21 protein-coding genes are annotated in these 23,409 nt (G+C 40.0%); 4 read left to right on the plus strand and 17 right to left on the minus strand.

What is annotated here, in order from left to right; all coding sequences use genetic code 11:
• Positions 1–3: 3 nt before the first annotated feature.
• From ACH11B_RS28115 to ACH11B_RS28165, 11 genes are all read right to left on the minus strand, one after another.
• On the minus strand, positions 4–663 hold the full coding sequence (locus ACH11B_RS28115; protein WP_377611571.1) for a hypothetical protein: 660 nt from the start codon (positions 661–663) through the stop codon (positions 4–6).
• Between the two features lie 143 nt (positions 664–806).
• A complete protein-coding gene (locus ACH11B_RS28120; protein WP_013668415.1) occupies positions 807–1,574 on the minus strand; it encodes a 5'-nucleotidase, lipoprotein e(P4) family in 768 nt (255 codons plus the stop codon).
• Between the two features lie 86 nt (positions 1,575–1,660).
• Entirely contained in the window at positions 1,661–1,879 is a 219-nt protein-coding gene (locus tag ACH11B_RS28125) for a hypothetical protein (protein ID WP_013668416.1), read from the minus strand.
• A gap of 267 nt (positions 1,880–2,146) precedes the next feature.
• Positions 2,147–3,034, minus strand: a complete 888-nt coding sequence (gene atpG, locus ACH11B_RS28130) for an ATP synthase F1 subunit gamma (RefSeq protein ID WP_013668417.1) — start codon at positions 3,032–3,034, stop codon at positions 2,147–2,149.
• A 103-nt stretch (positions 3,035–3,137) separates the two neighbouring features.
• Positions 3,138–4,712 carry a F0F1 ATP synthase subunit alpha gene (atpA, locus tag ACH11B_RS28135; protein WP_130858570.1) on the minus strand — a complete coding sequence of 525 codons (1,575 nt, stop codon included), beginning with the start codon at positions 4,710–4,712 and terminating at the stop codon, positions 3,138–3,140.
• A gap of 44 nt (positions 4,713–4,756) precedes the next feature.
• A complete protein-coding gene (gene atpH / locus ACH11B_RS28140; RefSeq protein ID WP_013668419.1) occupies positions 4,757–5,293 on the minus strand; it encodes an ATP synthase F1 subunit delta in 537 nt (178 codons plus the stop codon).
• A 22-nt stretch (positions 5,294–5,315) separates the two neighbouring features.
• A complete protein-coding gene (locus ACH11B_RS28145; protein WP_013668420.1) occupies positions 5,316–5,810 on the minus strand; it encodes a F0F1 ATP synthase subunit B in 495 nt (164 codons plus the stop codon).
• A 111-nt stretch (positions 5,811–5,921) separates the two neighbouring features.
• The gene (gene atpE / locus ACH11B_RS28150) at positions 5,922–6,128 is read right to left on the minus strand and encodes an ATP synthase F0 subunit C (RefSeq protein WP_010601523.1); all 207 of its coding nucleotides are present in this window, start codon (positions 6,126–6,128) and stop codon (positions 5,922–5,924) included.
• A 48-nt stretch (positions 6,129–6,176) separates the two neighbouring features.
• Positions 6,177–7,349, minus strand: a complete 1,173-nt coding sequence (gene atpB / locus ACH11B_RS28155; protein WP_013668421.1) for a F0F1 ATP synthase subunit A — start codon at positions 7,347–7,349, stop codon at positions 6,177–6,179.
• A 14-nt stretch (positions 7,350–7,363) separates the two neighbouring features.
• Positions 7,364–7,753: a hypothetical protein gene (locus tag ACH11B_RS28160; RefSeq protein WP_130858571.1), complete on the minus strand. Its 390-nt coding sequence runs from the start codon at positions 7,751–7,753 to the stop codon at positions 7,364–7,366.
• Positions 7,754–7,771: 18 nt separating this feature from the next.
• Entirely contained in the window at positions 7,772–8,002 is a 231-nt protein-coding gene (locus tag ACH11B_RS28165; protein WP_013668423.1) for an AtpZ/AtpI family protein, read from the minus strand.
• A 461-nt stretch (positions 8,003–8,463) separates the two neighbouring features.
• On the opposite strand from ACH11B_RS28165, the gene ACH11B_RS28170 reads away from it, so the two are divergent.
• The 3 genes from ACH11B_RS28170 to uvrC are packed head-to-tail and all read left to right on the plus strand — an operon-like array spanning position 8,464 to position 15,250.
• Entirely contained in the window at positions 8,464–11,193 is a 2,730-nt protein-coding gene (locus tag ACH11B_RS28170) for a tetratricopeptide repeat protein (protein WP_377611574.1), read from the plus strand.
• Positions 11,194–11,207: 14 nt separating this feature from the next.
• A complete protein-coding gene (locus ACH11B_RS28175; protein WP_130858573.1) occupies positions 11,208–13,448 on the plus strand; it encodes a transglycosylase domain-containing protein in 2,241 nt (746 codons plus the stop codon).
• A 2-nt stretch (positions 13,449–13,450) separates the two neighbouring features.
• Entirely contained in the window at positions 13,451–15,250 is a 1,800-nt protein-coding gene (gene uvrC, locus ACH11B_RS28180; RefSeq protein ID WP_377611576.1) for an excinuclease ABC subunit UvrC, read from the plus strand.
• 65 nt (positions 15,251–15,315) lie between these two features.
• Here uvrC and gldN read toward each other — a convergent pair whose 3' ends face one another.
• From gldN to ACH11B_RS28200, 4 genes are all read right to left on the minus strand, one after another.
• Positions 15,316–16,182, minus strand: a complete 867-nt coding sequence (gene gldN, locus ACH11B_RS28185) for a gliding motility protein GldN (protein ID WP_130858575.1) — start codon at positions 16,180–16,182, stop codon at positions 15,316–15,318.
• Between the two features lie 10 nt (positions 16,183–16,192).
• Positions 16,193–17,488, minus strand: a complete 1,296-nt coding sequence (locus ACH11B_RS28190) for a gliding motility-associated lipoprotein (protein WP_013668428.1) — start codon at positions 17,486–17,488, stop codon at positions 16,193–16,195.
• A 296-nt stretch (positions 17,489–17,784) separates the two neighbouring features.
• Positions 17,785–18,549, minus strand: a complete 765-nt coding sequence (locus tag ACH11B_RS28195) for a uroporphyrinogen-III synthase (protein WP_013668429.1) — start codon at positions 18,547–18,549, stop codon at positions 17,785–17,787.
• A 21-nt stretch (positions 18,550–18,570) separates the two neighbouring features.
• Positions 18,571–19,578 carry a DUF4271 domain-containing protein gene (locus ACH11B_RS28200; protein WP_130858576.1) on the minus strand — a complete coding sequence of 336 codons (1,008 nt, stop codon included), beginning with the start codon at positions 19,576–19,578 and terminating at the stop codon, positions 18,571–18,573.
• Positions 19,579–19,816: 238 nt separating this feature from the next.
• Here ACH11B_RS28200 and ACH11B_RS28205 point away from each other — a divergent pair, with 238 nt between their 5' ends.
• Positions 19,817–21,253 carry an NAD-dependent succinate-semialdehyde dehydrogenase gene (locus ACH11B_RS28205; RefSeq protein ID WP_130858577.1) on the plus strand — a complete coding sequence of 479 codons (1,437 nt, stop codon included), beginning with the start codon at positions 19,817–19,819 and terminating at the stop codon, positions 21,251–21,253.
• Between the two features lie 108 nt (positions 21,254–21,361).
• On the opposite strand, the gene ACH11B_RS28210 is transcribed toward ACH11B_RS28205, so the two are convergent.
• On the minus strand, positions 21,362–22,330 hold the full coding sequence (locus tag ACH11B_RS28210; RefSeq protein ID WP_013668432.1) for an isopenicillin N synthase family oxygenase: 969 nt from the start codon (positions 22,328–22,330) through the stop codon (positions 21,362–21,364).
• Positions 22,331–22,479: 149 nt separating this feature from the next.
• Positions 22,480–23,322 (minus strand): alpha/beta fold hydrolase, encoded by an 843-nt coding sequence (locus tag ACH11B_RS28215; protein ID WP_130858578.1) that lies wholly within the window; start codon positions 23,320–23,322, stop codon positions 22,480–22,482.
• Positions 23,323–23,409 lie beyond the last annotated feature (87 nt).

Consider the following 23,409-nt stretch of genomic DNA (forward strand, 5'->3'; position numbering starts at 1 on the left):
CAGTTAGAAGCTTTCTACAGTAACTTTACCATCCTTACCCGGGGATCCGGAATAGATTTGTCCTTGAGGCACACCGCCCAACCGGCCGCCGCCAGCCCGAATTCCCATTCCGATCTGTGTGTAAATATTGTATAGATCGGATTGGGGATTTACTCGATAACCACCGGCCCGCGTATCTATTCGTAAGTAAGCAGTTTGCTCTTTATCTTCCTGCTGGGGGTTAATGCCCGACTTATCGTAGCGGAATGTAACATTTCCCCCGTTCCCGTTAGGGTAAGTACGTGTCCCATTGTTGGCATCACGTCCTCCTGCTAATACGTAAAGTGCTCCAAGTTTTGCAAAATGGATTTGAATATCCATATCCGACCCATTGTTCTTACTATCGGTACCAATAATATAAGCTTGCTTTGGAATTTCCGCATAGTGAATTTTTAGCTTCACCTTTTTCTTTCCGAAGAATTCAAGGGAAGATTTGTCTTGCATAATCAATGTATCGATAGTTAGCACCAAAGTAGAATCTTGACGTTTTGTAGTGAAGCTCTTTTTCTTCTTATGCCCAATCTCTAGTTTTTGAATATGTTGCACCGAATCCTGAGAACCGGCAAATCCCCATGTACTACCTACCAAAAGTAATAGGAGTGTCAAAATCATTTTACCCTTCATAACCATATCTAATTTGATATAGATGATAACCTCGTTTTTTGTCAATTGTTCGCCAAAAACGCATAGCTATTTCTATCACTTAACTTGTTCAGCTGCTAATTAGACAGAAAATCCGGTAATAGGTTTAAGCAAAACAGCGACCTTTAATAGCCTTTTATTTTTTTCAATCGAATAGTTGCCTTCTCTGCTTCTGTTAAATTCCCTTTTGGATATAAAGATTGTTCCCAATCCCCATACATGGGGTTTGGAAGCATAATAAACGTGGTTCCGAACTTCCCCGCATGTTGATCCACCACTTTCTTTGTATCCTTACCTTCTTGATAGAAAATGGTAGAAAAATCACTTAAATTGTCACCGACCAACATGGCTATATGATGCGTTTTAGCCACTTGGTTTCTTCTTGATTGTTTATTAGAGGTACTATCTCTAAACAATAGGTGGTCCGTATCGACATAAGGAAATCCAAATTGCTTCAAATTCTGCATGGTGGCGGGAATTTCGCTTTGATCCCGATTACTGATATAAAAAACTGCGACTTTTTTTGAAGCGGCATATTGGAGAAATGAGCACGCTCCAGGAACCGTGTCAGCAATGGCCATTCCGGTCCAACGCTTCCATTCAGCCAAATCAAAGGCTTTCTTCGATAGAACAGCCTGACCGCTTTGCGGAGAATTATCCAATAACGTTTCATCGATGTCTACAATAACACATTTAGGTAACTTCGAGTACTCTTTTAAGGCCTTATCAAGACTACTATGCGCGTAATTATAGGCCTGAAAACATAAAGCCCGATATTCTCCCGATTGTTGTTGCCATAAAACCGCATTGGTATAATCCCGATGGAACTCCTGCCCATGGGCGCTTGCTATGGCAAAGAGAACACTCACTGTAAATAGATATTTGCTAACCATTTGTTTATAAGATTTTTTTGAAATTACCGGCAATAAAAAAGGCGCGAAAAACTTCACGCCTTCTTATATTTTAAGATTCGGTTGCTTTATTTCATTATTCTGAAAACCGTACGGAAAGCTATAAAACTACCGATAATCAATAGAATATTAGAAATGGAAGTGAACAAAAAAGAATCCTGTATGAAACGGAAAAAGGTACCGGCTAAGCCAAAGGCTATAGCCACAACCAAGGTTACGTAATAATGAGTCTGATTTGCATTATTATCGGTACTGACGTGAGGTCTCTGCTCTGCTGAATTTGCCATAATAATTTCTTTGTATGCAAAAATAAACTTTTTTTGATGGAATAAAAATATTTGGTGCTTTGTTACGTATTTAAGTAGAAAAATAGCAGGGACGCTTGTTAGCTAGTCAATACGGTGTTATTCATAAACGTTCTCTTTAATAGACTTTCATGGCTTCCTACGGTCGCATAACCATTGTTAACGGATAGATAAGACGGGTCTGTCCTTCAAATAAAAAAAGGCCTCCACAGTGTATTGTGGAGGCCTTTTTTAAATAGTCGTAGCTTACTAGCCGTTGGACAAAGCCGCTGCGCCACTGACAATTTCAGTAAGCTCAGTAGTAATAGCCGCCTGACGTGCTTGGTTATAAGAAAGCTTAAGTGATTTAAGCAATTCCCCCGCATTGTCGGTAGCTTTATCCATTGCAGTCATCCGGGCCCCATGCTCTGAAGCATGCGAATCCAGAACCGCCTTATATAACTGTATTTTTATGGACTTTGGTATTAACTCCTGAATAATCTCTTCTTTCGACGGCTCCAAAATATAATCGACTACATTCTGAGAAGTCTTTGCTTCATCCTTTTCAGCAGGAAGCAAAGGTAAAAGTTGCTCGGTCTTTAAGAATTGGACAGCAGCATTTTTAAACTGATTATAGATAAGTTCAACTCGATCGAATTCACCGTTTATAAAACCATCCATGATTTCTTCGGTGATCTTTGAGGTATTCTCAAAATTCAGTTTCGAAAACAGCTCGGTATGGTTACCTAAAACCTCATATTTATTCTTTCGGTAATAATCCTGTCCCTTCTTTCCAATAGCAATAATCTTTACGTTTCCTTTGCGATGTTGCTCTTGATATTTCTCGGTAATCAACAGATTGGTTGCCTTTATCACATTTGCGTTAAAAGCGCCCGCTAAACCACGGTTAGAAGTTACTACAACCAGTAAAATCTTTTTTGGTTTCCGAACAGCCATAAACGGAGAAGAAGTACCTTCCACTGAAGCTGATAAATTAGCTAAAATGTCTTTCAACTTTTCAGCGTAAGGTCGTAATTGTACAATCGCATTGGTAGCGCGCTTTAACTTCGCAGCTGACACCATTTTCATGGCTCTTGTAATCTGCTGTGTAGAGCTTACAGATGCAATTCGATTTCTAACTTCTTTTAAATTAGCCATATTTTATTAGTAGCGAGTATCAGGTAATAAGTATCAAGACTACACCTTCCATCTGCCTGCATTTAGTCTTATGTCCTGATATCTGCGTCTTGATACCAAAAAATTAATAACTAGCAGCTATCTCTTTAGCTACCTTATCTAAAACAGCGGTAATATCATCCGTGAATTTACCAGCCTTCAAGTCCTTAAGCACTTCAGGATGACGTAACTCCAACTGTTGCAGATAGTTAGCCTCAAACTCCTTCACCTTATTTACAGGAACACTACGGAACAAGCCCTTGACACCTGCGTAGATAATAGCAACTTGTTTTTCCACAGGCACCGGTGCAAACTGACCTTGCTTCAAAATCTCAACGTTTCTCACACCTTTGTCAAGCACGCCCTTTGTTGCAGCATCCAGATCCGATCCGAACTTGGCAAAAGCTTCCAATTCGCGATATTGTGCCTGATCTAATTTGAGAGTTCCGGCAACTTTCTTCATCGACTTTATTTGCGCATTACCTCCAACACGAGACACCGAAATACCAACGTTAATAGCAGGTCTTACACCAGCATTGAACAAGTTAGACTCTAGGAATATCTGACCATCAGTAATTGAAATTACATTTGTTGGAATATAAGCAGATACATCGCCTGCCTGTGTTTCTATAATAGGCAACGCTGTCAACGATCCTCCTCCCTTAACAATGCCTTTCAATGATTCCGGAAGGTCGTTCATGTTGCGTGCAATTTCATCAGACGCATTGATCTTTGCAGCGCGCTCTAAAAGGCGGCTGTGAAGGTAAAATACATCCCCAGGATAAGCCTCACGTCCGGGAGGGCGACGAAGTAACAAAGATACTTCGCGATAAGCCACAGCCTGTTTAGACAAGTCATCATATACAATCAGGGCCGGGCGACCTGTATCGCGGAAAAATTCACCAATTGCAGCACCTGCCATGGGCGCATAGAATTGCATAGGTGCCGGTTCGGAAGCAGAAGCTGAAACTACGATCGTATAAGCCAATGCTCCCCTTTCTTCTAAAGTACGAACGATATTGGCAACGGTTGAATTCTTTTGTCCCACAGCCACATAAATACAATATACGGGTTCACCTGCATCGTAAAATTCCTTTTGATTAAGAATGGTATCGATACAAACTGCCGTTTTACCCACCTGACGATCGCCGATCACCAACTCCCGTTGTCCACGACCGATCGGAATCATTGCGTCGATAGCTTTAATTCCCGTTTGAAGCGGTTCATTTACTGGTTGACGATAGATAACGCCTGGAGCTTTTCGCTCAATAGGCATCTCATAAGTTTTACCGGTAATCGGACCTTTTCCGTCTATCGGCTGTCCCAACGTATTTACAACACGTCCAAGCATTCCTTCACCAACGTTGATGGAAGCAATTTTATTGGTCCGTTTAATGGTATCACCTTCCTTGATTTCATCTGAAGGTCCTAGCAACACCACCCCTACATTATCTTCTTCAAGATTAAGTACAATTCCTTGTAATCCGTTTTCAAATTCAACCAATTCACCTGATTGGACTTTGGTTAGGCCGTAAACCCGAGCAATACCATCTCCCACCTGGAGTACGGTACCAACTTCTTCTAGTTCGGCTTCTGATTTAAAGTTCGACAATTGTTCTCTTAAGATTGCCGATACTTCATCTGGTCTTACCTCTACCATTTTATCTTTATTTTATATATTTCTCTTTTAAACCTTTACAATAATTAGGCATGAAAAGCCCTATCTAACTTATTCAGACGACCTGCTAAACTCGCATCAACTTGCCTGTCGCCTACAGTTACCACAAAACCGCCTATTAAATCGGCATCAACCGAGTTCTCAAGGATTACTTCCTTGCCTGTTGAAGAGGCAATAAGCTGCTTCAATTGAGCCACATTCTCAGCTGATAATGGAGCAGCCGAGCTTACCTTGGCGGTAACAATGCCTTTGTATTCATTGTATTCGCGGACAAACTCCTGTGCAGTTGCATACAGAATATCTCCTCGTCCTTTGTTGATCATAATTTTAAAAAATCCGATCACAACCGAGCTAAACTTCGCTCCAAAAAGTGCAGTAAGTATGTTGATTTTCTTATCGTGTTTGATAATCGGATTCTTCAATACCGCCTGCAATTCCACGTGGTCTTTAACTACGGCGATTAGCTGCCCTATTTCCGCTCGTACCTGATCAAGCGCACCTTGCTCGATGGATAAATCCAACAGTGCTTTAGCGTATCTAGATGAAACCTTAAATTCTGACATATCTTTAATAGGATTTAGCTGATTAGTTTAATTTCACCTCTTTCAACAACTCACCGACTAAAGCTTCTTGCTTGTTCTTATCCGCTAACTCTTGTTGTAAAACTTTACGGGCAATTTCCAATGAAAGCTTAGACACTTGGTTTTTAACATCAGCCATTGCGATGGCCTTTTGATTGTTAATTTCAATACGTGCCTTTTCAATCATTCTGTTTCCTTCCAACTGCGCTTGTTCTTTTGCATCTTTCAATAGCTGCTCTTTTATTTCGCGAGCCTCTTTTAAAATAAGATCGCGCTCGGCTCTGGCGTCTTTTAACAATTGTTCATTTTCATTTGTTAAGCGTGCCATTTCCTGTTTCGCTTTTTCCGCTGCATCTAACGCATTTTCAATTGAGCGTTCGCGATCTCCAATCGCTTTCATCACCGGCTTCCATGCAAATTTTGCCAGTAAAAACAACAATAGCAAAAACGAAAGGGTATGCCAAAAAATTAAGCCAATCTCAGGGATGAGTAAATCCATATTGTGTATTAATTAAGTGCTTTTATATATAAACGGTGCTTTAATGTCTGTGAAAAGAGCCTATAAACGGCAATCCCGAGGATAGGCTCCCTTTTTTCATTCGGGGTTTCCTTATTTTGCAATTAAAGAAACAACCACAGCGAATAACGCAACAGCCTCAATGAAGGCAGCAGCGATCAACATCGCAGTTTGAATTTTTGAAGCAGCCTCAGGTTGGCGAGCGATGCTTTCCATTGCAGAACCACCGATTTTACCAATACCTAATCCAGCGCCTATCGCAGCTAGACCTGCTCCAATTGCAGCTAATGTTCCAGTCATTTTGATTTAATTTATATATTTAGTTTAACAATAATGTTTAATAATTTTCTAGTGGTCAGCATGCTCTTCTATAGCCATTCCAATAAAAAGCGCAGATAAAATGGTAAAGATAAAAGCTTGAATAAAGGCTACTAACAATTCAATGGCACCGATAAATACAACAAAAAACACGGATACCGGTGCTACAGCTAGCGATTTAAAAATGAATACCAAACATAGTAGAGACAGCACAAGTATGTGACCTGCGGTGATATTCGCAAACAAACGGATCATCAAAGCAAAAGGCTTTGTAAAGATTCCGAAAATTTCAACAGGGATCATCAACGGTTTCAACCACCATGGAACGGGGGGGTTAAAAATATGGCCCCAATAATACTTATTACCACTGAACAAGATGATAATCAATGTAAATAAAGCCAATATCATAGTAATAGCAATATTCCCGGTAACATTGGCACCTCCCGGGAAGAAAGGTACCAAACCCAGCATATTATTCAACCAAATAAAAAAGAAAACCGTTAAAAGATACGGCATATATCTCTCGTATTTATGTCCTAAATTAGGTTTTGCAATATCGTCCCTAACAAATATAATGATCGGTTCCAATACAGACTGTAACCCCTTCGGAGCCCTACCTTCGCGTTTCCTGTAACCTTTCGCTACCGTTAGAAATACAATAAGCAAAATAGCAACCGATAAGAAAATCGTAAATACGTTCTTGGTGATCGATAAGTCAATCGGACGGGAATTCGTCACCACCTCTTGTCCATCAGTGTTCTGCTCATGATGTACATAACTTCCATGCACTGCCTCCTCTGCGGCGTAATAGATTTTTCCGTGCGAGCGAGCAAAACGCATACCCGCCTTTTCCACTACTACACTGCCATCATCATTCAAATGAAATTCTTTTGCACTAAAAGTAACCAACCCATTATGTGTATAAAGAATAACCGGAAGATACAAACCTGTCCAACTTTCGCCATGTCCCCAAAAGTGAAATTCATGCGAATCACCTATATGATGAAAGATAAAACTCGTAATATCAAACTCTTTTTCTTCATGGTTTTCATGATGGCCTGCTTCCACCTGTTCTACTGCGGTCGAATCTGCATGTTGACCATGATCATGATTTTGGGCATTGGCGTTCAAAAAAGCGAAGAAAACGGCAAAAAACGCTAGTATTCCTGATTTTTTTGAAGTCAAAAAGTGGCTAAATTTCATTTATTCCGTGATTTTTACTTATTATTTTGGTGGCGCAAGTTACGCAACAAAGACATAACTTCAAAGAGTGTAAATAATAAATATAAAGAAAAATAATTCAACGCAAAAACTAGCTGGTTTTCAGCTGTTTTCATCAAGATCACCAAAGCAAAGGATAGGGCAAAGAGTAGCTTCAAAATTATCCCTCCCATTATGGCCAAAACCCCTGTTTGAGGTGTTTTTTGAATCCCGAAGTAAGAAACCAGATAGGCAATGTAGGTAAGAAAAAAAAGAAAAAGAAAAATGAGCCAATAATTGGACGCCAACAACGCATGCCCTTGAAAAAGCACAGAAAGCAAATAAGATAATAAGGCTAATACCAACCCGAAAATTCCGTAAAAGAGGGTAAATCTTAGTAATGTCATGCGCCTTCTTAATATATGCTATTTTTTATTCAAAACCGATCGAATGGTAGAATATAGGCTTACACAAACGCCTACTAGCGAAAACAGGCCCGTGTAAATACCCACATCCCCCTTTTTTGCCATATCGATCTTATAACCAATAAAAGCAAATACACCAATGGTCGCAATCATTTGAAATCCTAATCCCGTATAATAGACATATGCTTTTCCTTCCTTCTGAAAGTCTGATCGATCTCTTTTAGGTTTCATGTTGTATCCTTGAAGATGCAAACTTAGCTAAAATGCTTATTATTCGAGCAATCCAAAATAAAATAGGCGTCTTTTAACAGTGCTTGCGTCCGGATGATGACTGACAATTAGGCATTGAATATTTTTTAAAAAAGGTCATCTAAAACTACAACGTATCTGGAAGAATCCTTTGTTAGCAATAACAAAAACTGTATCTTTATAATTAGTGTTGAAAGCGGATCAGCGGAGTTATAATAAGATTTTCAGATTAGCAAAAGAGATTTAACTTTGTATATATTTTTAAATTGATGACTCATCGACGCAGAAGCATAAATCCGCATTATATCTTTCCAGAAACCATTTTATCCACCAATTATCCATTGAAAAAGCCTAAAATTACATTCCATATCCTGTTTATCAGCGTACTATTCTTATCGAGCTGCTTCCTTAATAAAAAAGAAAAGGGGGTAAAAACAGACTTGATGCAAAACATTACCACCAAGTTCAATATTCTATATAATTCAAAAAAAATATTGCATGATGCGGAACAAAACCGGATTAGCTTGGCAAAGCCCAATTATCAACATCCATTGCCGGTTTTTATTGAACCGAATGAAGCGAGTATTTCCTCAAATGCCAAACTGATGGACTCTGTTATACAGAAAGCAGTTACTATTATCAATGATAAGAGCGACAGCAAGTATATAGATGATGCTTATTTTATCATGGCAAGAGCTAACTACGAAAAGGGCAACTATTACAACGCCGCCGAATTTTTTTCCTATGTAATCAATACCGTAACTCCAGGTAAAACCGAGCTACTAGAAGCGTCTTTGGCCTGGAAATGTCGGGCACTTCTCCAAATTGGCTATGTAAAGCAAGCCGCAAAAGTACTGGATTCTACTTTTAGTGTCGCCGCCGGAAATAAACACACTTCGGCCTTGGCTTACGCAACAAGAGCTAAATATGACATTGAAACTGGCGACCTTGACCATGCGATACAGTCGCTTAATCTAGCTATTGACGAAAGTAAGGACGCGAAAGAGAAATTACGCTGGCATTACCTGCTAGGTCAATTATTGCAAAAGCAAAAAGACTACGTTGGAGCTTCGGCTCATTTTAAGCGGGTTATCAAAAGCAACGCTTCTTTTGAAATGGCTTTCAACGCACAATTGAATGAGGTCTTTATGCAAAAAAATGAGGGGGACTCCTCGTATGTTAATACCATATCCAAGCTTAAAAGGATGCTCAAAGACGATAAAAACAGGGGGTTCACTGACCAAATCCACTATATCATAGGCGAGACCTATCTGCAGGCAGAAAAGAAAGAAGAAGCCTTGAAAAGTTTCAATTCATCATTAAAAGAGCAGAGTACCAATAATTTTCAGCGAGCCCTCACCTATTTGAAGATGGCCGATCTTTATTTTGAACAGGGTGCCTATGAAAAATCGAAACTTTATTATGACAGTACCTCAACGCTTATAGACACCAATTTTCCGAACTATGAACTGATTCGATCAAAAGTCAGCCACTTAGATGAGCTAGTGCTTCATTTAAATACCATTTCCACACAAGACACCCTTCAAATGCTGGCAAAATTACCGGATGAGGCCAGAGTAAAAAAAATAGACAGTATCTTTGAGCACCGAAAACTTCAAGAAAAATCCGTTGCTCAGACAAATGTATCAGCCAATCAAACGCAAAACCTAAACTTTAACGATGTACCCCTTCGTGATGCAGCGAATAAGGGGGCGACTTCAACAAGCTTCTATTTCAATAATCCGGCAGCCGTAAGCAGTGGGCTCAGTGCCTTTCGAAGACGGTGGGGCAATCGTTCATTGGAAGATAATTGGCGTTTTAAAAATAAGGGTACGGATGCGTCATATGCCAACGAGACAGAGCTCTTGGAGATCAAGAAAGATTCGATGACGAACGAGTTGGCCGCATTAGCGGAAAAGGAAAACTTTATTCAGGCGATTCCCTTGACAGAAGAGTCTTTAAAAGAGTCTAACCGGAAAATAATTTACGCTTATGTTAAGCTGGGCGAAATTTACCGCGATAACCTACAAGATAAAGAAGCTGCCGCCAAAGTTTACACCACGTTATTAGCTCGCTTTCCACAGTTGACAGAAAAAGATCTGATTAACTATAATCTTTACAGGTTGTATAGCGAGCTAGGCGAGCTCGAGAAAAGCTCGCGCTATAAAAACCAGCTCCTGTCTTCTTCTCCACAGTCAATTTATGCCAAAGTTATTCAAGATCCTGATTACCTCAATAAGTTGAATCAGGAATCACAAACATTGAACAACCTTTATGGCGAAGTATATACACTTTATGGGGAAAAACAGTTCGACCAAGTGATTGCATTAACCGATAGCATTAACACCCTTATAGACGGAGATGATAGACCCGCTATTGCAGCTCAATTGGCCTATCTAAAGGCATTGGCAATTGGCAGAACGAGCCCATTAGACACTTTTGAACAAGAATTAAAACAAATTAAATCCGATTATCCTAATAATGAATTGATTACACCTCTAATAGAACAACATCTAAGCTATATTGATTCGAATAGACTATCTTTGCAGGAGAGGAAAGTCGCAATAATGGACATTGAAGCAGGCAGAGAGCAATTTGTAGATGAACCTATTCTCACTAAGTGGCCCGAATTGGCCTTTAATCGGGAAATGGCTGCGCCTACTCCTACTCCTCGTCGAAATTTGGCAGGAAATTTGTCTAAAAATCAACCAGGCATTCAGGTAACTCCTTTCAATAAAAAAGTGAATCTTCAAGGAAGCATTCAAGTGGCGGAATATAAGCCTGGTGAACATGTCAATAGTTATAGGGATTTGGCCCTTTTACCGGATTCGGCAGTGTACTATTTCGTTATCAACGTACAACATCCAAACGTAAATCTAAGTCCCTCTCGATATGGAATTGGTCAATTTAACCGAGGGCAGTATCCTTCAAAAAACCTAATCCATCAACTAAAAAAGATTGATGATGAATTACAGCTGTTGTATATTGGCAAATTTTTCACCTATGACGAGGCAAACGCTTATGCCGAGAAAATGGTAACACAATTAAAAAATATTATGAAAATACCATCAGCGAGTTATAATACGTTCCTTATAACAGAGCAATTTCTGCAAGGACTCGATGATTTCGATAAAGTGAATGATTATTTCATCAAATATCAGGAACAACGCTAAAGGCATATAGAAAAATGCAAAGAAACACAAAAAAGCAAAACAATAAATTAACAAACAACGACATTAGACGCTACACCTTTTCTTTTTGGAAATTGGTTGTAGGACTCATTATATTAGGTTTCTTGTTTCTTACAAGTGTAGGCCTTGGCTTATTTGGTGAGTTACCTTCCTTTAGGGACCTCGAAAACCCTAAAAGCAACTTATCTTCCGAAATTATCTCAGCCGACGGCGTCGTTCTCGGCACTTATTATGTCCAAAATAGATCGAATGTTACTTATAAAGAATTATCACCGGCTCTCATTCAAGCACTGATTGCGACGGAAGATATTCGCTTTAATACTCACTCCGGTATTGATTTCAAGCGTACTTTCACGATACTCTTTTATAACCTTATTGGCAAGAAACAAGGCGCAAGCACCATTACGCAACAATTGGCCTTAAATCTGTTTCAAGAGGAAGGAAGAGCACGTTCCTTTTCCAAACGATTTATTCAAAAACTCCAGGAGTGGATCATAGCAGTACGTTTAGAACGTAATTACACCAAAGAGGAGATATTAACCATGTATTTGAATACGGTCGACTTCGGAGCCTATAACACCTATGGCATTAAATCCGCAGCGCGTACGTATTTCAATACAACTCCTTCGAAGTTGACGGCACCACAAGCGGCCGTTTTAGTCGGAATGTTAAAAGGACCAGGTATTTATTCACCTATCCGCTATCCCAAAAATTCATTGAATAGACGAAATACTGTTTTGGAAAATATGCGAAAAGCAGGTTTTCTTACAGCCGAACAAACTGCAAACTATAAAGAACAACCGCTGGGACTCGCATTCCGACCAAATGTATATGGTGACGGTGTTGCGCCTTATTTAAGGGCTGTATTAAAAAGCGACATAAAGAATATATTTAATAAGCTATCGATCACTAAAGCGGATGGTACCCCATACGACCTGGATCGTGATGGTTTGAAAATTTACACCACCATCGATTCGAGAATGCAAGTCTATGCCGAAGAGGCCCAAAAGGAAATGATGCGCGAGTTGCAAGTAACTTTCAACAACCAATATAAGGGTCGAGACCCATTTAAAGGCCTGGAAACCCTGATCGATAGAGCGGTAAAACAATCGGATCGCTACAGATGGTTAAAACAAGGTGACCTTTCTGAAGATGAAGTTAAGAAGAATTTCAATACACCGGTTAAAATGACCGTGTTCAGTTGGAAGGGCGATTTGGACACCACCATGACGCCGCTTGATTCTATCAAATACAACAAACTGATTTTGCGGAATGCCATGATGTCGATGGAGCCGCAAACCGGGCATGTAAAAGCTTGGGTTGGAGGCATTAACTTCTCGCATTATAAATACGACCAAGTCAAAATGGGAACACGTCAAGTTGGGTCTACGGCAAAACCTTTTACTTATGCAGTTGCTATTGACAATGGCTATTCACCTTGCTTTAAAGTGCCCAATACGCCCATTAATGTCGACGGCTGGGCACCGAAAAGTGAGGGTACAATTGCCGGTCCTATTACCCTTAAAACGGCATTAGCGCATTCGCAAAACTGGGCTACAGCCGATGTTATCCAACGTGTTGGTGCGCAGAATGTAGCTAACTTGATAAAAAATATGGGCATCACTTCGGAGGTACCAGCCTACCCCTCCATCGCCCTGGGAACTTTTGATGCCTCTGTTTATGATATGGTAGGCGCCTATTCTACCTTTGTAAATCACGGGGTTTGGACAGAACCTATCTATCTCTTACGCATCGAGGACAAGAATGGTGCGCTGATTTACGAACACACGAAAAAAGTCAAAGTGGTCATGAACGATCAGTCAGCCTATGTTATGGTTGATATGCTGAAAGGTGTGGTGCAAAGTGGCTCCGGCGGCCGAATTCGATGGAAATACAAATTGCTTAATCCGATCGGCGGAAAAACCGGTACTTCCCAAGCTAACTCCGATGCCTGGTTTATTGGCGTAACACCGCAGTTGGTAAGTGGGGTATGGACAGGAGCCGACGAGCGAAGTATACACTTTAGCAGCACTAGGCTTGGCCAAGGTGCTAATGCCGCATTACCGATGTTTGCCCTCTTCATGCAAAAAGTATACGCCGACAAGAATTTAAAATATAGTCAGGGTGATTTTGAACTGCCGCCAGGTGGCCTGCAACGGGAACTGGACTGTGGCAAATACCAATATGACTACCCTTCAGAAGAGGAAGGTAAGATTGACGATCGGCTGGATTTTTAGTTATGGGCACATTTGACTACAGGGAAGAGTTAAAAAAAATACCCCATAAGCCCGGTGTTTATCAATATTACGATAAGCAAGGTACGCTCATTTACATTGGGAAGGCCAAAGACTTAAAAAATCGAGTAAGCTCTTACTTCGTTAAAGACGAATACCTGCACAATGCGAAAACACGTGTTCTCGTTAGAAAGATCAACAAGATTTCCTTTACTATTGTAGATACGGAGATCGATGCGTGGCTATTGGAAAACAGCCTTATCAAAAAGCATCAACCTCGGTATAATGTTCTCTTAAAAGATGATAAAACTTACCCGTGGATTGTCATTAAAAATGAGCGCTTCCCTCGAATTTTCTGGACACGTAAAATTATTAAAGACGGTTCAAAATACTTTGGGCCCTACGCTTCGGTAGGGATGATGCACGCCATTTTAAGTGTAATCAAAGAAATTTTTCCACTGCGTACCTGTAACCTACCATTAACGGTTAACAATATTGAACAAGGGAAATTTCGGGTTTGTTTGGAATATCAAATCGGCAATTGTAAAGGTCCTTGCCAAGCGTACCAAACAGAAGAAGAATATAATCAGAATATCGAAAGTATAAAAGATATCCTCAATGGGAAAACCGGTGTCGTATTCAAGCAATTAAAAGCCAATTTAGAACATGCCACCAATAATCTCCAGTTCGAGTTAGCACATGTTCTTAAGCAAAAGTTAGAGCTTCTGAGTAATTATCAAAGTAAATCTACGATCGTAAGCAACACCATCAACGATGTAGATGTGTTTAATATTGCCTCTGAAGAAGGATATGCTTTTGTTAATTTCTTAAAGGTAATGAACGGAACGGTTATACAAACGCAAACTCTTGAGCTGAAAAAGAGATTAGATGAAAGTGATCAGGAATTGCTCAGCTTAGCCGTTCAGGAACTTCGCACCCGCTTCAATAGTACATCCAAAGAAATTATCGTTCCTTTTAACCTCGACATTGAAAGCCCCAACTTCAAACAGACCGTTCCTCAGTTAGGCGATAAGAAAAAGTTATTGGACCTTTCTTATAAAAACGTAAGTTTTTTCAAACGGGAACGCTTGGACCAGTATGAAAAGTTAAATCCGGAGCTCAAAACAGAACGGCTGCTTAATAAGATGAAAGAGGATTTACGGCTCAATGTATTACCTAAACACATCGAATGTTTCGATAATTCGAACTTTCAGGGTAAATATCCTGTATCAGCAATTGTCGTATTTAAAGATGCCAAGCCGTCTAAAAAAGATTATAGGCATTTTAATGTTAAAACTGTTGAAGGCCCGAACGACTTTGCTACGATGGAAGAAGCTGTGTTCCGTCGGTATAAACGCATGTTAGATGAAGGTAGTTCATTACCGCAACTAATTATTATTGACGGAGGTAAAGGACAATTATCGGCAGCCTTAAAAAGCCTTAAAACACTAGGTATCGAATCAAAAGTTACGGTTATCGGTATTGCTAAACGTTTAGAAGAGCTTTACTACCCCGGAGATCAGTATCCCTTATATCTTGACAAAAGATCGGAAACTTTAAAAATCATACAGCATTTACGTGATGAAGCCCATCGATTTGGGATCACTTTCCACAGAAACCAGCGCAGCAGAAAAACTTTCCAAACGGAATTAGAGCAAATTCCCGGTATTGGCAGAACAAGTGCAGAGAAGTTGTTAGTAAACTTTAAATCTGTAAAAAAGATCAGGGAAGCATCCAAAGAGCAGCTTATGGAAGTGGTCAATACAAAACAAGCCGAAGCGGTACTAGCGTATTTTAACAGCTAACGATTTCCGTTGTTAATACTTAAAAAGGACAACTAACACGTAATAGCTAATCCTAAAAAGTTATATCAATAACTCCACAAATCGTGCTCGTAATCCATCAAGGCTTGCTTGATGCGTTCCGATTCGTATAGCTTATCGATTCCTTCTTTGTAATCCTTAATTCGCAGGTCTTCAGGATTTGATTGTTTAACGATATAGCTAGCGAATATCCTTTTTGTAAATACATCATCATAGCTTAAACCGGTAGCATCGTTGTTTCTGTTTACTACCTCTTTATTTACCAATATGTGTCTAGCTTCCGGAAAGTATACCCAAAATGCTGGCTGCGGGTCTAAATAAACATCAGCAGCCTTCACGGAAACTAAAGGTGCAATCCCAATAATACGGGGTTCAAAAACCGATCGTTGCTTATCAAATATCCAATCTTCCTTGATTCTGAATTTTAACACGCTATCAGTATTGAATTCACCTGATTGAAAACTCCCGCCGATCTGGTTGCCCTCAGCATCAAATTCAGGAACAAATACACTATCAGCCAAGTTGCTCATTAGCTTAGACGGATCTAAAGTTGTTTTAAAGCTGTCGCCGTTTGGATCGTCCTTAGAGGGTGTAGGATCATAGGCTGTCAGCTCACCGGCTTTAATTGCTTCCATCAAAATATCCATGAGCCGCGATTTAGGAGAAGCGAAACTAGCATTTAACCGGTCGCGCAGATCAATTTCACGCCATACTCGTTTACTATACATTACGTCAACACTTCTTATGTGCGAATAAGGAATCACTTTCCTATTCTCGATGTCAGACTTAACATAGTAGCCGTCTACCGGCGGTCCATCCTGTATCGGTGTAACGCTGTTCGATAAATTTTCCTGTTGTCCATATGCCTGACATAGAACCAATAAACCGATGCAAGTAAAAAATAGTCGTTTCATATCTATCGTTCTATAAATCGCGTCCCGCGTATGAAGTTACACATCTAAACCCGATATAAGATTTGGCTGTATCCTGGTACTCATAAGTTCGGGTAGAGTTCTGTAAAAAGTAACCAATGTCCTTCCACGACCCACCTCTAACAACTTTCCGTTTAAGTATTTCAGGATCATTACTTTTCGCCTCATATGAATACGTTGGATTCATATCGTGGATAAACGATGATGACGATTCCTCGAATGAAGAGGCTGTCCATTCTGCCACATTTCCTGCCATATTGTAAAGTCCATAGTCGTTGGGAAAATAAGAGTGTACAGGCACCGTATAAGCACCTCCATCATCTGCATAATTCCCTCTGCCAGGTTTAAAATTTGCCATTAAACACCCTTTTGCATTTCGGATAGTTGGTCCGCCCCACGGATAAGGGGCCCCATTTAGTCCTCCCCTGGCTGCGTATTCCCATTGGTGTTCTGAAGGTAATTCGTACGATAAGCGAGCTAATCGAGAAAGGCCAACCCTTTGGGCGTAATTTTCATATAAACGAGTACGCCATACAGCAAACGCTCTCGCTTGTCGCCAATTGACTCCCACCACAGGATAATCCTGAAAAGCCGGATGCGAAAAATATCCTTCTACCATAGGTTCGTTTTGAGCATAAGAGAAATCGGCTAGCCATACCAAGGTGTCCGGATAAATCCCGATCGTGTCGCGAATAATAAAATCCGAGCGTCGCATGTTTTTGTTATTTTTATTAGCGGCGGCCATGCGATGATTATAAATTTCGTAATGATATTTGAGCAAACGTACATCTAACTCGTCTCGACCAAAAATGCGATCATCTCCCTGATAGTACATCTGATTTAAGGCATCTTTATTATCATTCTTCTTTCCCCATAAACCATTGCCGTCCCCTACCTTTTGCCAATCGATAAAACGTTGCCCCGCATTATCACCTTCCTTTCCCTGTATAAAATATGAAGGATCATTTAAATACTGGGTGATGGCGATGGAATCCCTTACCCAATTGACAAACTGCCTATATTGACTATTTGAAATCTCAGTCTCGTCCATAAAAAAAGCAGATTGTGTAAACTGCCTGTTTTGTGCGATTTGTGCACTGGTGATATCTTCATCAGACTGACCGGCTATAAAGCTTCCAGCAGGAATAAAAACCATTCCTTTTGGGGCCTTACTCGATTTAAGTCCTTTCAGTCTAACACCTGTAAGTTCACCGCCTGCTTTACGATTACCACACGCACAAACAAAAAAGGACAACAACGCAAAACAACAATAGTAAATTTTCCTCATATTGATCATTATAACCACCTCATAATCACTCAATCAGCAAAAGTAAAGCAGCTCTTAGAACGCATTACAGCCTTGTAACAAATATAATTTGACTTATCAGGCTAAACTTTGTTCATTTTGTTCATTATTTGAACTGACAGATTTTTCAGGGATGCGACTAACTGAATTACAAATAGAAAAGTAATTCGATGCAAACGAATAAGGTTATCAAATTCTACTTCAATTTAATAACCATAAAAAAAGCAGAACTTTTTAGGTTCTGCTACTATATATTATTTCAGTTTTCTAAAACTATACTACTTATTAACTTTCTTAATGTACTGTTCAACGGCCATGGTCATACTTGGAGCTTCAGGTGTAGGTGCGGCAATATCTAGTATCAAATTTCTATCGGCTATTGCTTGATGGGTGCTGGGTCCGAAAGCAGCAATACGCGTATCATTTTGTTTAAAGTCAGGAAAGTTCTCAAATAGTGATTGAATGCTTGATGGACTGAAAAACACAATAATATCGTAAAACACATTTGCAAGATCAGACAGATCACTTACAACAGTTCTGAATAATACTGCAGGAGTAAAATCGTAACCGTTTTCCTGTAACCAATTTTGCGTTTCTTCATTGGCTACATCCGAACAAGGATACAAAAATTTCTCCTTTGCATGCTTTTTGAGTACTTCTTCCAAATCTTGGGCAGTCTGCTTACCGAAGAAAATTTTCCGCTTTCTGTATTGGATGTACTTTTGTAAATAAAGTGCTATTGTTTCCGATAAACAGAAGTACTTAAGGTCGGCCGGAACCTCATACCGCATCTCTTCGCAAATCCGGAAAAAATGATCCGCAGCATTTCTACTGGTAAAAATCACTGCCGTGAAATCGGCCAGATTAATCCTTTCCTTTCTAAATTCTCTAGCCGGAACACCCTCAACATGAATAAACGCTCTGAAATCGAGCTTCAAATTATACTTGCTAGCTAAAGCAAAATAAGGCGATTTATCATTCTCAGGTCTCGGTAAGGTTACTAAGATGCTTTTTACTTTTTTTTCTCTATCTTCTGCTGCCACGTGTGTTTATTTTTGTTTCGGTTAAATGCCTAATAACTTGATCAAAATAAGTATTGGACCAACTTCGAGGGTGCAAAGATAAATAAATAAATAAAACTTTGAAAACTGATAGCTTTTTAAAACGGTATTTGAGGCGCGCAAAAACTGCATAGCAAAGACAAAAAGACCTACAGCACAAGAAACTAGTATCCAAACTTTTACATGATTTGTCGGCACTAAACTCAATACCAAAAGTAAAGGAAGAAAAATTATAGCAGCATTAAAATAACTTAAATATAATATAGAAATATAGTCTCTCACAAGTTTTTGAATACCAAATACAAAACCGATTGCTCGGGTTATTAATATTTTAACGACAAATAGCATCAATACAAGCGCAGTAATAGTAAAAAAAAGACCTATTTCCGAATATCCCAGTTGAAGCTGGCCATACGAAACGTACAAATACAAAAAAAGTCCAATGGTGAATCCGAATAATAGATATAGAAACACGAAAGGCCAAGACGTGATTAGATTATCTTCTTTACTAACCTGCAAAAGGACTCTATTACTATAAAAAGACGTAGCTATTGCTTCTAGGTCTTTCATAAAAAACATTCTAATGAGTGCAAAAAACAAGAACAGGGAAAACACAGTATATAAAACCCACCGAGGCCGATGTACCTTTCGTACCCCCAGTTGCTTACTTCCGCTGTAGTTAATATTTTTCCCCCATACAAGTGTATTCCCATCCGTAATAATGTAAACCTTTCTCAAACTATCTAAAAATTGGTTCTTACTTCCGCGAGCAAGGGGTTTTATATAGTGCATACGCATCGAATCACGGACTAGCGCCAGTGAATCTGCAACTCGCTCTAGCGAGTCCTTAACACGCTGCTTTTCAATGGCCCGTGCAAAACGGGCTGAGTCTCTTACTAGGTACTTCAAAGAGAGAGGCACTGGTTTACGTGACGACGTGTCCTGAACGGCAATGGCAGAAAAAAAAGCAAAACTAAACAGTAATAGAAAAACCAGCCGAATTTTTAGCATCTATATTGAATCGGATTTAAGCTGCAAAGTTAGTTGTTTCCAGCTAAAAGAAATAGACAAAACGATACTTTAGCTAGCTTCATCAATGGAATCATTTAATAAACGTATTTAGAAGCCCTCGATCGCCATAATCGGTTCTATAGACAAAAACCAAGAAACGAAATTAGTGTTAACTTTATAACGATTATATTGAGCCGCTGGCTATTTGAGGTGTTAAAACCGCTTTAAAGATTACGAAATGAAAACAAGAAATAAATTGATTAATGGTGCCGCATTTATAAATGGCGAGCCAATAACCGGAAGAAAAACATTTGATGTCATCAATCCTGCAACAGGCGAAGCGATCATTTCCGTAACTGATCTTACAGCTAAAGACATTGAGCAAGCTATAGATTCTGCTGAGGAGGCTTGGATATCGTGGAAAGCGACTTCGATTGCCGAACGCAGTACTGTTTTAAAGAAATGGTATGATTTACTTATCAAGCACACCGAAGAAATAGCGGAAATTATAACGATGGAGTCAGGTAAGCCATTGGAAGAAAGCAGAATTGAGGTAAACTATGGTGCCTCATTCGTTAGTTGGTTTGCAGAAGAAACGTATCGTGCCTACGGTGATCACATCCCATCGCCTACGAATGATAAACAAATTGTGACATTACGACAGCCGGTGGGCGTTAGTGCCGCTATTACTCCCTGGAATTTTCCGTTAGCTATGGTAACTAGGAAGGTGGCACCGGCACTGGCCGCTGGCTGTACGGTTGTATTAAAACCAGCCTCTCAAACACCACTTACAGCCATAGCCGTTGCTCGTCTCGCAGTAGAGGCAGGCTTGCCAAAAGGTGTACTCAATGTTGTAACGGGAAAGGATTCAGCTGGTATCGGTAAGCTTTTATGTACCAGTCCCGCCATAAGGAAAATATCTTTTACCGGCTCAACCGCGGTTGGTAAAACGCTTATGCAACAAGCTGCATCTACTATTAAAAAAATCTCATTAGAGCTTGGAGGAAATGCACCGTTTATTGTGTTTGATGATGCAAACATAGAGTTGGCAGTTCAAGGTGCTATTGCCTCAAAATTCAGAAACTCGGGCCAAACTTGTGTCGCGGTAAACCGATTTTTGGTGCAGGATGCAATTTACGAAAAGTTTGCGCAGCGAATAAGTGAAGCCATTGCGGATTTAAAAGTCGGAAATGGCTTAGAAAAAGGAGTAAAAGTTGGCCCGTTAATCAATCAAAATGGACTAAAAAAGGTTGAAGACCATGTACAAGACGCTGTAAAAAAGGGTGCAATAGTGCTTACAGGCGGAAAACCCATCGCTAATTTATTCTTTGAACCGACTGTGCTAAGTGACGTTCCCTTAAATGCAAAGATTGCACATGAAGAAACTTTTGGTCCGATCGTCTCCCTATTTCGATTTAAAACGGAACAAGAGGCTATAAATTTGGCGAACAATACGGAATTTGGGCTTGCTGCTTACTTTTACAGTGAAAACGTTAAACGTTGTTGGCGTGTAGCAGAAGCATTGGAGGCCGGTATGGTGGGTATAAACGAAGGAGCCATTTCAACAGCGGTTGCACCATTTGGTGGCATAAAGGAATCCGGGCTTGGCCGCGAAGGTTCCAAATACGGACTTGAAGAATATATGGAAATAAAATATTTGTGTTTTGGGGTTTAGGGAGGATGGGAGTTAGGCGTTAGGCGTTAGGATTTGAGGGCTTTCTTAAGTTTTCACCTACCTAACACCTAATACCTCATATCTAAACCTTATACTTTACACCTTAAACTACATCTTCAGCCCAATCTCCCGGAGTCGTTCATCTAAATATTCACCAGCGGTACAATCCGGATAAATCTTAGGATGGCTTGCATCGACACAATTTTCTAAAGCAGCCAGACTCATTTCAGCTTTAGGATGTAAAAAAAATGGCACAGAATAACGTGAGGTTTTCATGAGCTCTTTAGGCGGGTTGACCACGCGATGCGTTGTAGATTTTAACTTATTGTTAGTAAGTCTTTGCAGCATATCCCCAACGTTAACGACAATATCCTCGCCATATGCTTTTACCGGATACCATGTACCGTTTCTTGTTAGTACCTCTAATCCATCTGCACTCGCACCTATCAGTAAGGTAATTAAATTAATATCTTCGTGCGCCCCGGCCCTAACGGCATCGGGCGCTATCTCATCCGGGTTTTCAATAGGAAAATAATGTATCGCGCGCAAGATGGAATTGCCGTTAATGACTTTGTCTTCAAAATAATCCTCTTCCAATTCCAAAAAACCGGCAATTGCTTTTAATAACGCACGTCCGGCAGTTTCCAGACGACGGTAAACTTCCTCTGTTACAGCATTAAAGCGCGGTAGCTCCCGTACTTCTACATTTTCAGGATACGATGCTCTCAACGTTTCATCGCCAATAATCGTTTGGCCGCGCTGCCAAAATTCTTTCAAGTCCGGGGTCTTCGCATCCTTTGCCTTTTCTTTGCCTTTTGCTGTGTAACCACGCTGTCCAGCTAAACCGGGTATCTCATAAGCACGCTTTGCCTCTTCCGGTAAAGCAAAAAACTGTTTAACAACTTCATATAATTCATCGATGAGTTCTTTGTTCATTCCGTGATTGGCAACAGTGACAAACCCGGTATCTGTAAAAGCTTTCCCGATATCATCAGAAAATTGCTTCCGTTGTTCAGCGGTCCCTTCTGTAAAATCTAACAGGTTGAGACGAGGGATATTAATTGTAGTATTCAGCATATTGGTGGCTCTTAATCGAAATTAAAGATACGAAGCTTTTTTAAATATGTGAATGATGAAGAAAATATTCCAACTATCTGATTTATGATCAGCGATTTAATCTCCTATATACATCTATTGAGAAGACGTATCAATACACCTTAAACTTATCACAGCGAATCACGAAAGAATAACAACAAATCGTTATTCAATCTTTCTTTGTGTGTCAAAAACAGACCATGTGGGGCACCTGGATAAAGAATAAATTGGCAATTTGCTATTAATGTACAAGCCACATTAGCACTTATATCTTCCGGAACAATTTTGTCGGCATCGCCATGAACGATGAGCGTGGGAACCGAAATATTAGCTAGGTCATCACGGAAATCGGTTTCCGAAAAAGCTTTTACGCATTGCTTGGTGGCTATGGGAGACGCTGTAAGTGCAATCGACATTTGATATTCCAACATCGCTTTACTTACCGGTTTATTAACCAAATTAACACCAAAAAAATCATTAAAGAAGCTTTCCAAAAAGGCAGGTCGATCGCTCACGAGCCCGTCAATCATTTCATTAAATACCTTTGCCTCCAGACCATCCGGGTTATCAGCAGTTTTAAGCATATAAGGTGTAACAGAGCTAAGTAACACAACCTTATGAATCCGACTGCTACCATAACGAGTAAAGTATCGAGCAACTTCACCTCCACCCATTGAAAATCCGACTAAGATCACCTGGTGTAAATCAAGCTGCACCAATATATCATTCAAATCATCAGCCAGCGTATCATAATCATAACCATGTAATGGACGGGACGACATGCCAAAACCTCTTCTGTCATAGGCGATGGACCTAAAACCTTGCTGAACAAAAAAGTCCACCTGCGGCTCCCACATTAGATGACTGGACGGCCATCCGTGAATAAACACAAGAGGCTGACCCTCTCCTATGTCTTCGTAGCATAAAATAATGCGATCTTGACTTCCCTGATCAAACCTTTCTATGAAATTCATATTTTTTACCTTGAAGGTGAGTTTCTTCCAATAACGCAGAGAAAACTAAAATGTTTGTAAGTCACACCCATACGTGGGGTCCATTCT

The organism is Olivibacter sp. EAT-5, assembly GCF_044784325.1.
Lineage (GTDB): Bacteria > Bacteroidota > Bacteroidia > Sphingobacteriales > Sphingobacteriaceae > Olivibacter > Olivibacter oleidegradans.

What these genes read in the sequence shown, in the direction of transcription:
- ACH11B_RS28215 (WP_130858578.1), bottom strand. Translation starts at nt 23,322, where the DNA reads ATGAATTTCATAGAAAGGTTTGATCAGGGAAGTCAAGATCGCATTATT.
- atpH (WP_013668419.1), bottom strand. Translation starts at nt 5,293, where the DNA reads ATGTCAGAATTTAAGGTTTCATCTAGATACGCTAAAGCACTGTTGGAT.
- ACH11B_RS28205 (WP_130858577.1), top strand. Translation starts at nt 19,817, where the DNA reads ATGAAAACAAGAAATAAATTGATTAATGGTGCCGCATTTATAAATGGC.
- ACH11B_RS28210 (WP_013668432.1), bottom strand. Translation starts at nt 22,330, where the DNA reads ATGCTGAATACTACAATTAATATCCCTCGTCTCAACCTGTTAGATTTT.
- ACH11B_RS28170 (WP_377611574.1), top strand. Translation starts at nt 8,464, where the DNA reads ATGCAAAACATTACCACCAAGTTCAATATTCTATATAATTCAAAAAAA.
- ACH11B_RS28175 (WP_130858573.1), top strand. Translation starts at nt 11,208, where the DNA reads ATGCAAAGAAACACAAAAAAGCAAAACAATAAATTAACAAACAACGAC.
- gldN (WP_130858575.1), bottom strand. Translation starts at nt 16,182, where the DNA reads ATGAAACGACTATTTTTTACTTGCATCGGTTTATTGGTTCTATGTCAG.
- atpA (WP_130858570.1), bottom strand. Translation starts at nt 4,712, where the DNA reads ATGGTAGAGGTAAGACCAGATGAAGTATCGGCAATCTTAAGAGAACAA.
- ACH11B_RS28160 (WP_130858571.1), bottom strand. Translation starts at nt 7,753, where the DNA reads ATGACATTACTAAGATTTACCCTCTTTTACGGAATTTTCGGGTTGGTA.
- ACH11B_RS28190 (WP_013668428.1), bottom strand. Translation starts at nt 17,488, where the DNA reads ATGAGGAAAATTTACTATTGTTGTTTTGCGTTGTTGTCCTTTTTTGTT.
- ACH11B_RS28115 (WP_377611571.1), bottom strand. Translation starts at nt 663, where the DNA reads ATGAAGGGTAAAATGATTTTGACACTCCTATTACTTTTGGTAGGTAGT.
- atpB (WP_013668421.1), bottom strand. Translation starts at nt 7,349, where the DNA reads ATGAAATTTAGCCACTTTTTGACTTCAAAAAAATCAGGAATACTAGCG.
- ACH11B_RS28125 (WP_013668416.1), bottom strand. Translation starts at nt 1,879, where the DNA reads ATGGCAAATTCAGCAGAGCAGAGACCTCACGTCAGTACCGATAATAAT.
- uvrC (WP_377611576.1), top strand. Translation starts at nt 13,451, where the DNA reads ATGGGCACATTTGACTACAGGGAAGAGTTAAAAAAAATACCCCATAAG.
- ACH11B_RS28165 (WP_013668423.1), bottom strand. Translation starts at nt 8,002, where the DNA reads ATGAAACCTAAAAGAGATCGATCAGACTTTCAGAAGGAAGGAAAAGCA.
- atpG (WP_013668417.1), bottom strand. Translation starts at nt 3,034, where the DNA reads ATGGCTAATTTAAAAGAAGTTAGAAATCGAATTGCATCTGTAAGCTCT.
- ACH11B_RS28120 (WP_013668415.1), bottom strand. Translation starts at nt 1,574, where the DNA reads ATGGTTAGCAAATATCTATTTACAGTGAGTGTTCTCTTTGCCATAGCA.
- ACH11B_RS28200 (WP_130858576.1), bottom strand. Translation starts at nt 19,578, where the DNA reads ATGCTAAAAATTCGGCTGGTTTTTCTATTACTGTTTAGTTTTGCTTTT.
- atpE (WP_010601523.1), bottom strand. Translation starts at nt 6,128, where the DNA reads ATGACTGGAACATTAGCTGCAATTGGAGCAGGTCTAGCTGCGATAGGC.
- ACH11B_RS28145 (WP_013668420.1), bottom strand. Translation starts at nt 5,810, where the DNA reads ATGGATTTACTCATCCCTGAGATTGGCTTAATTTTTTGGCATACCCTT.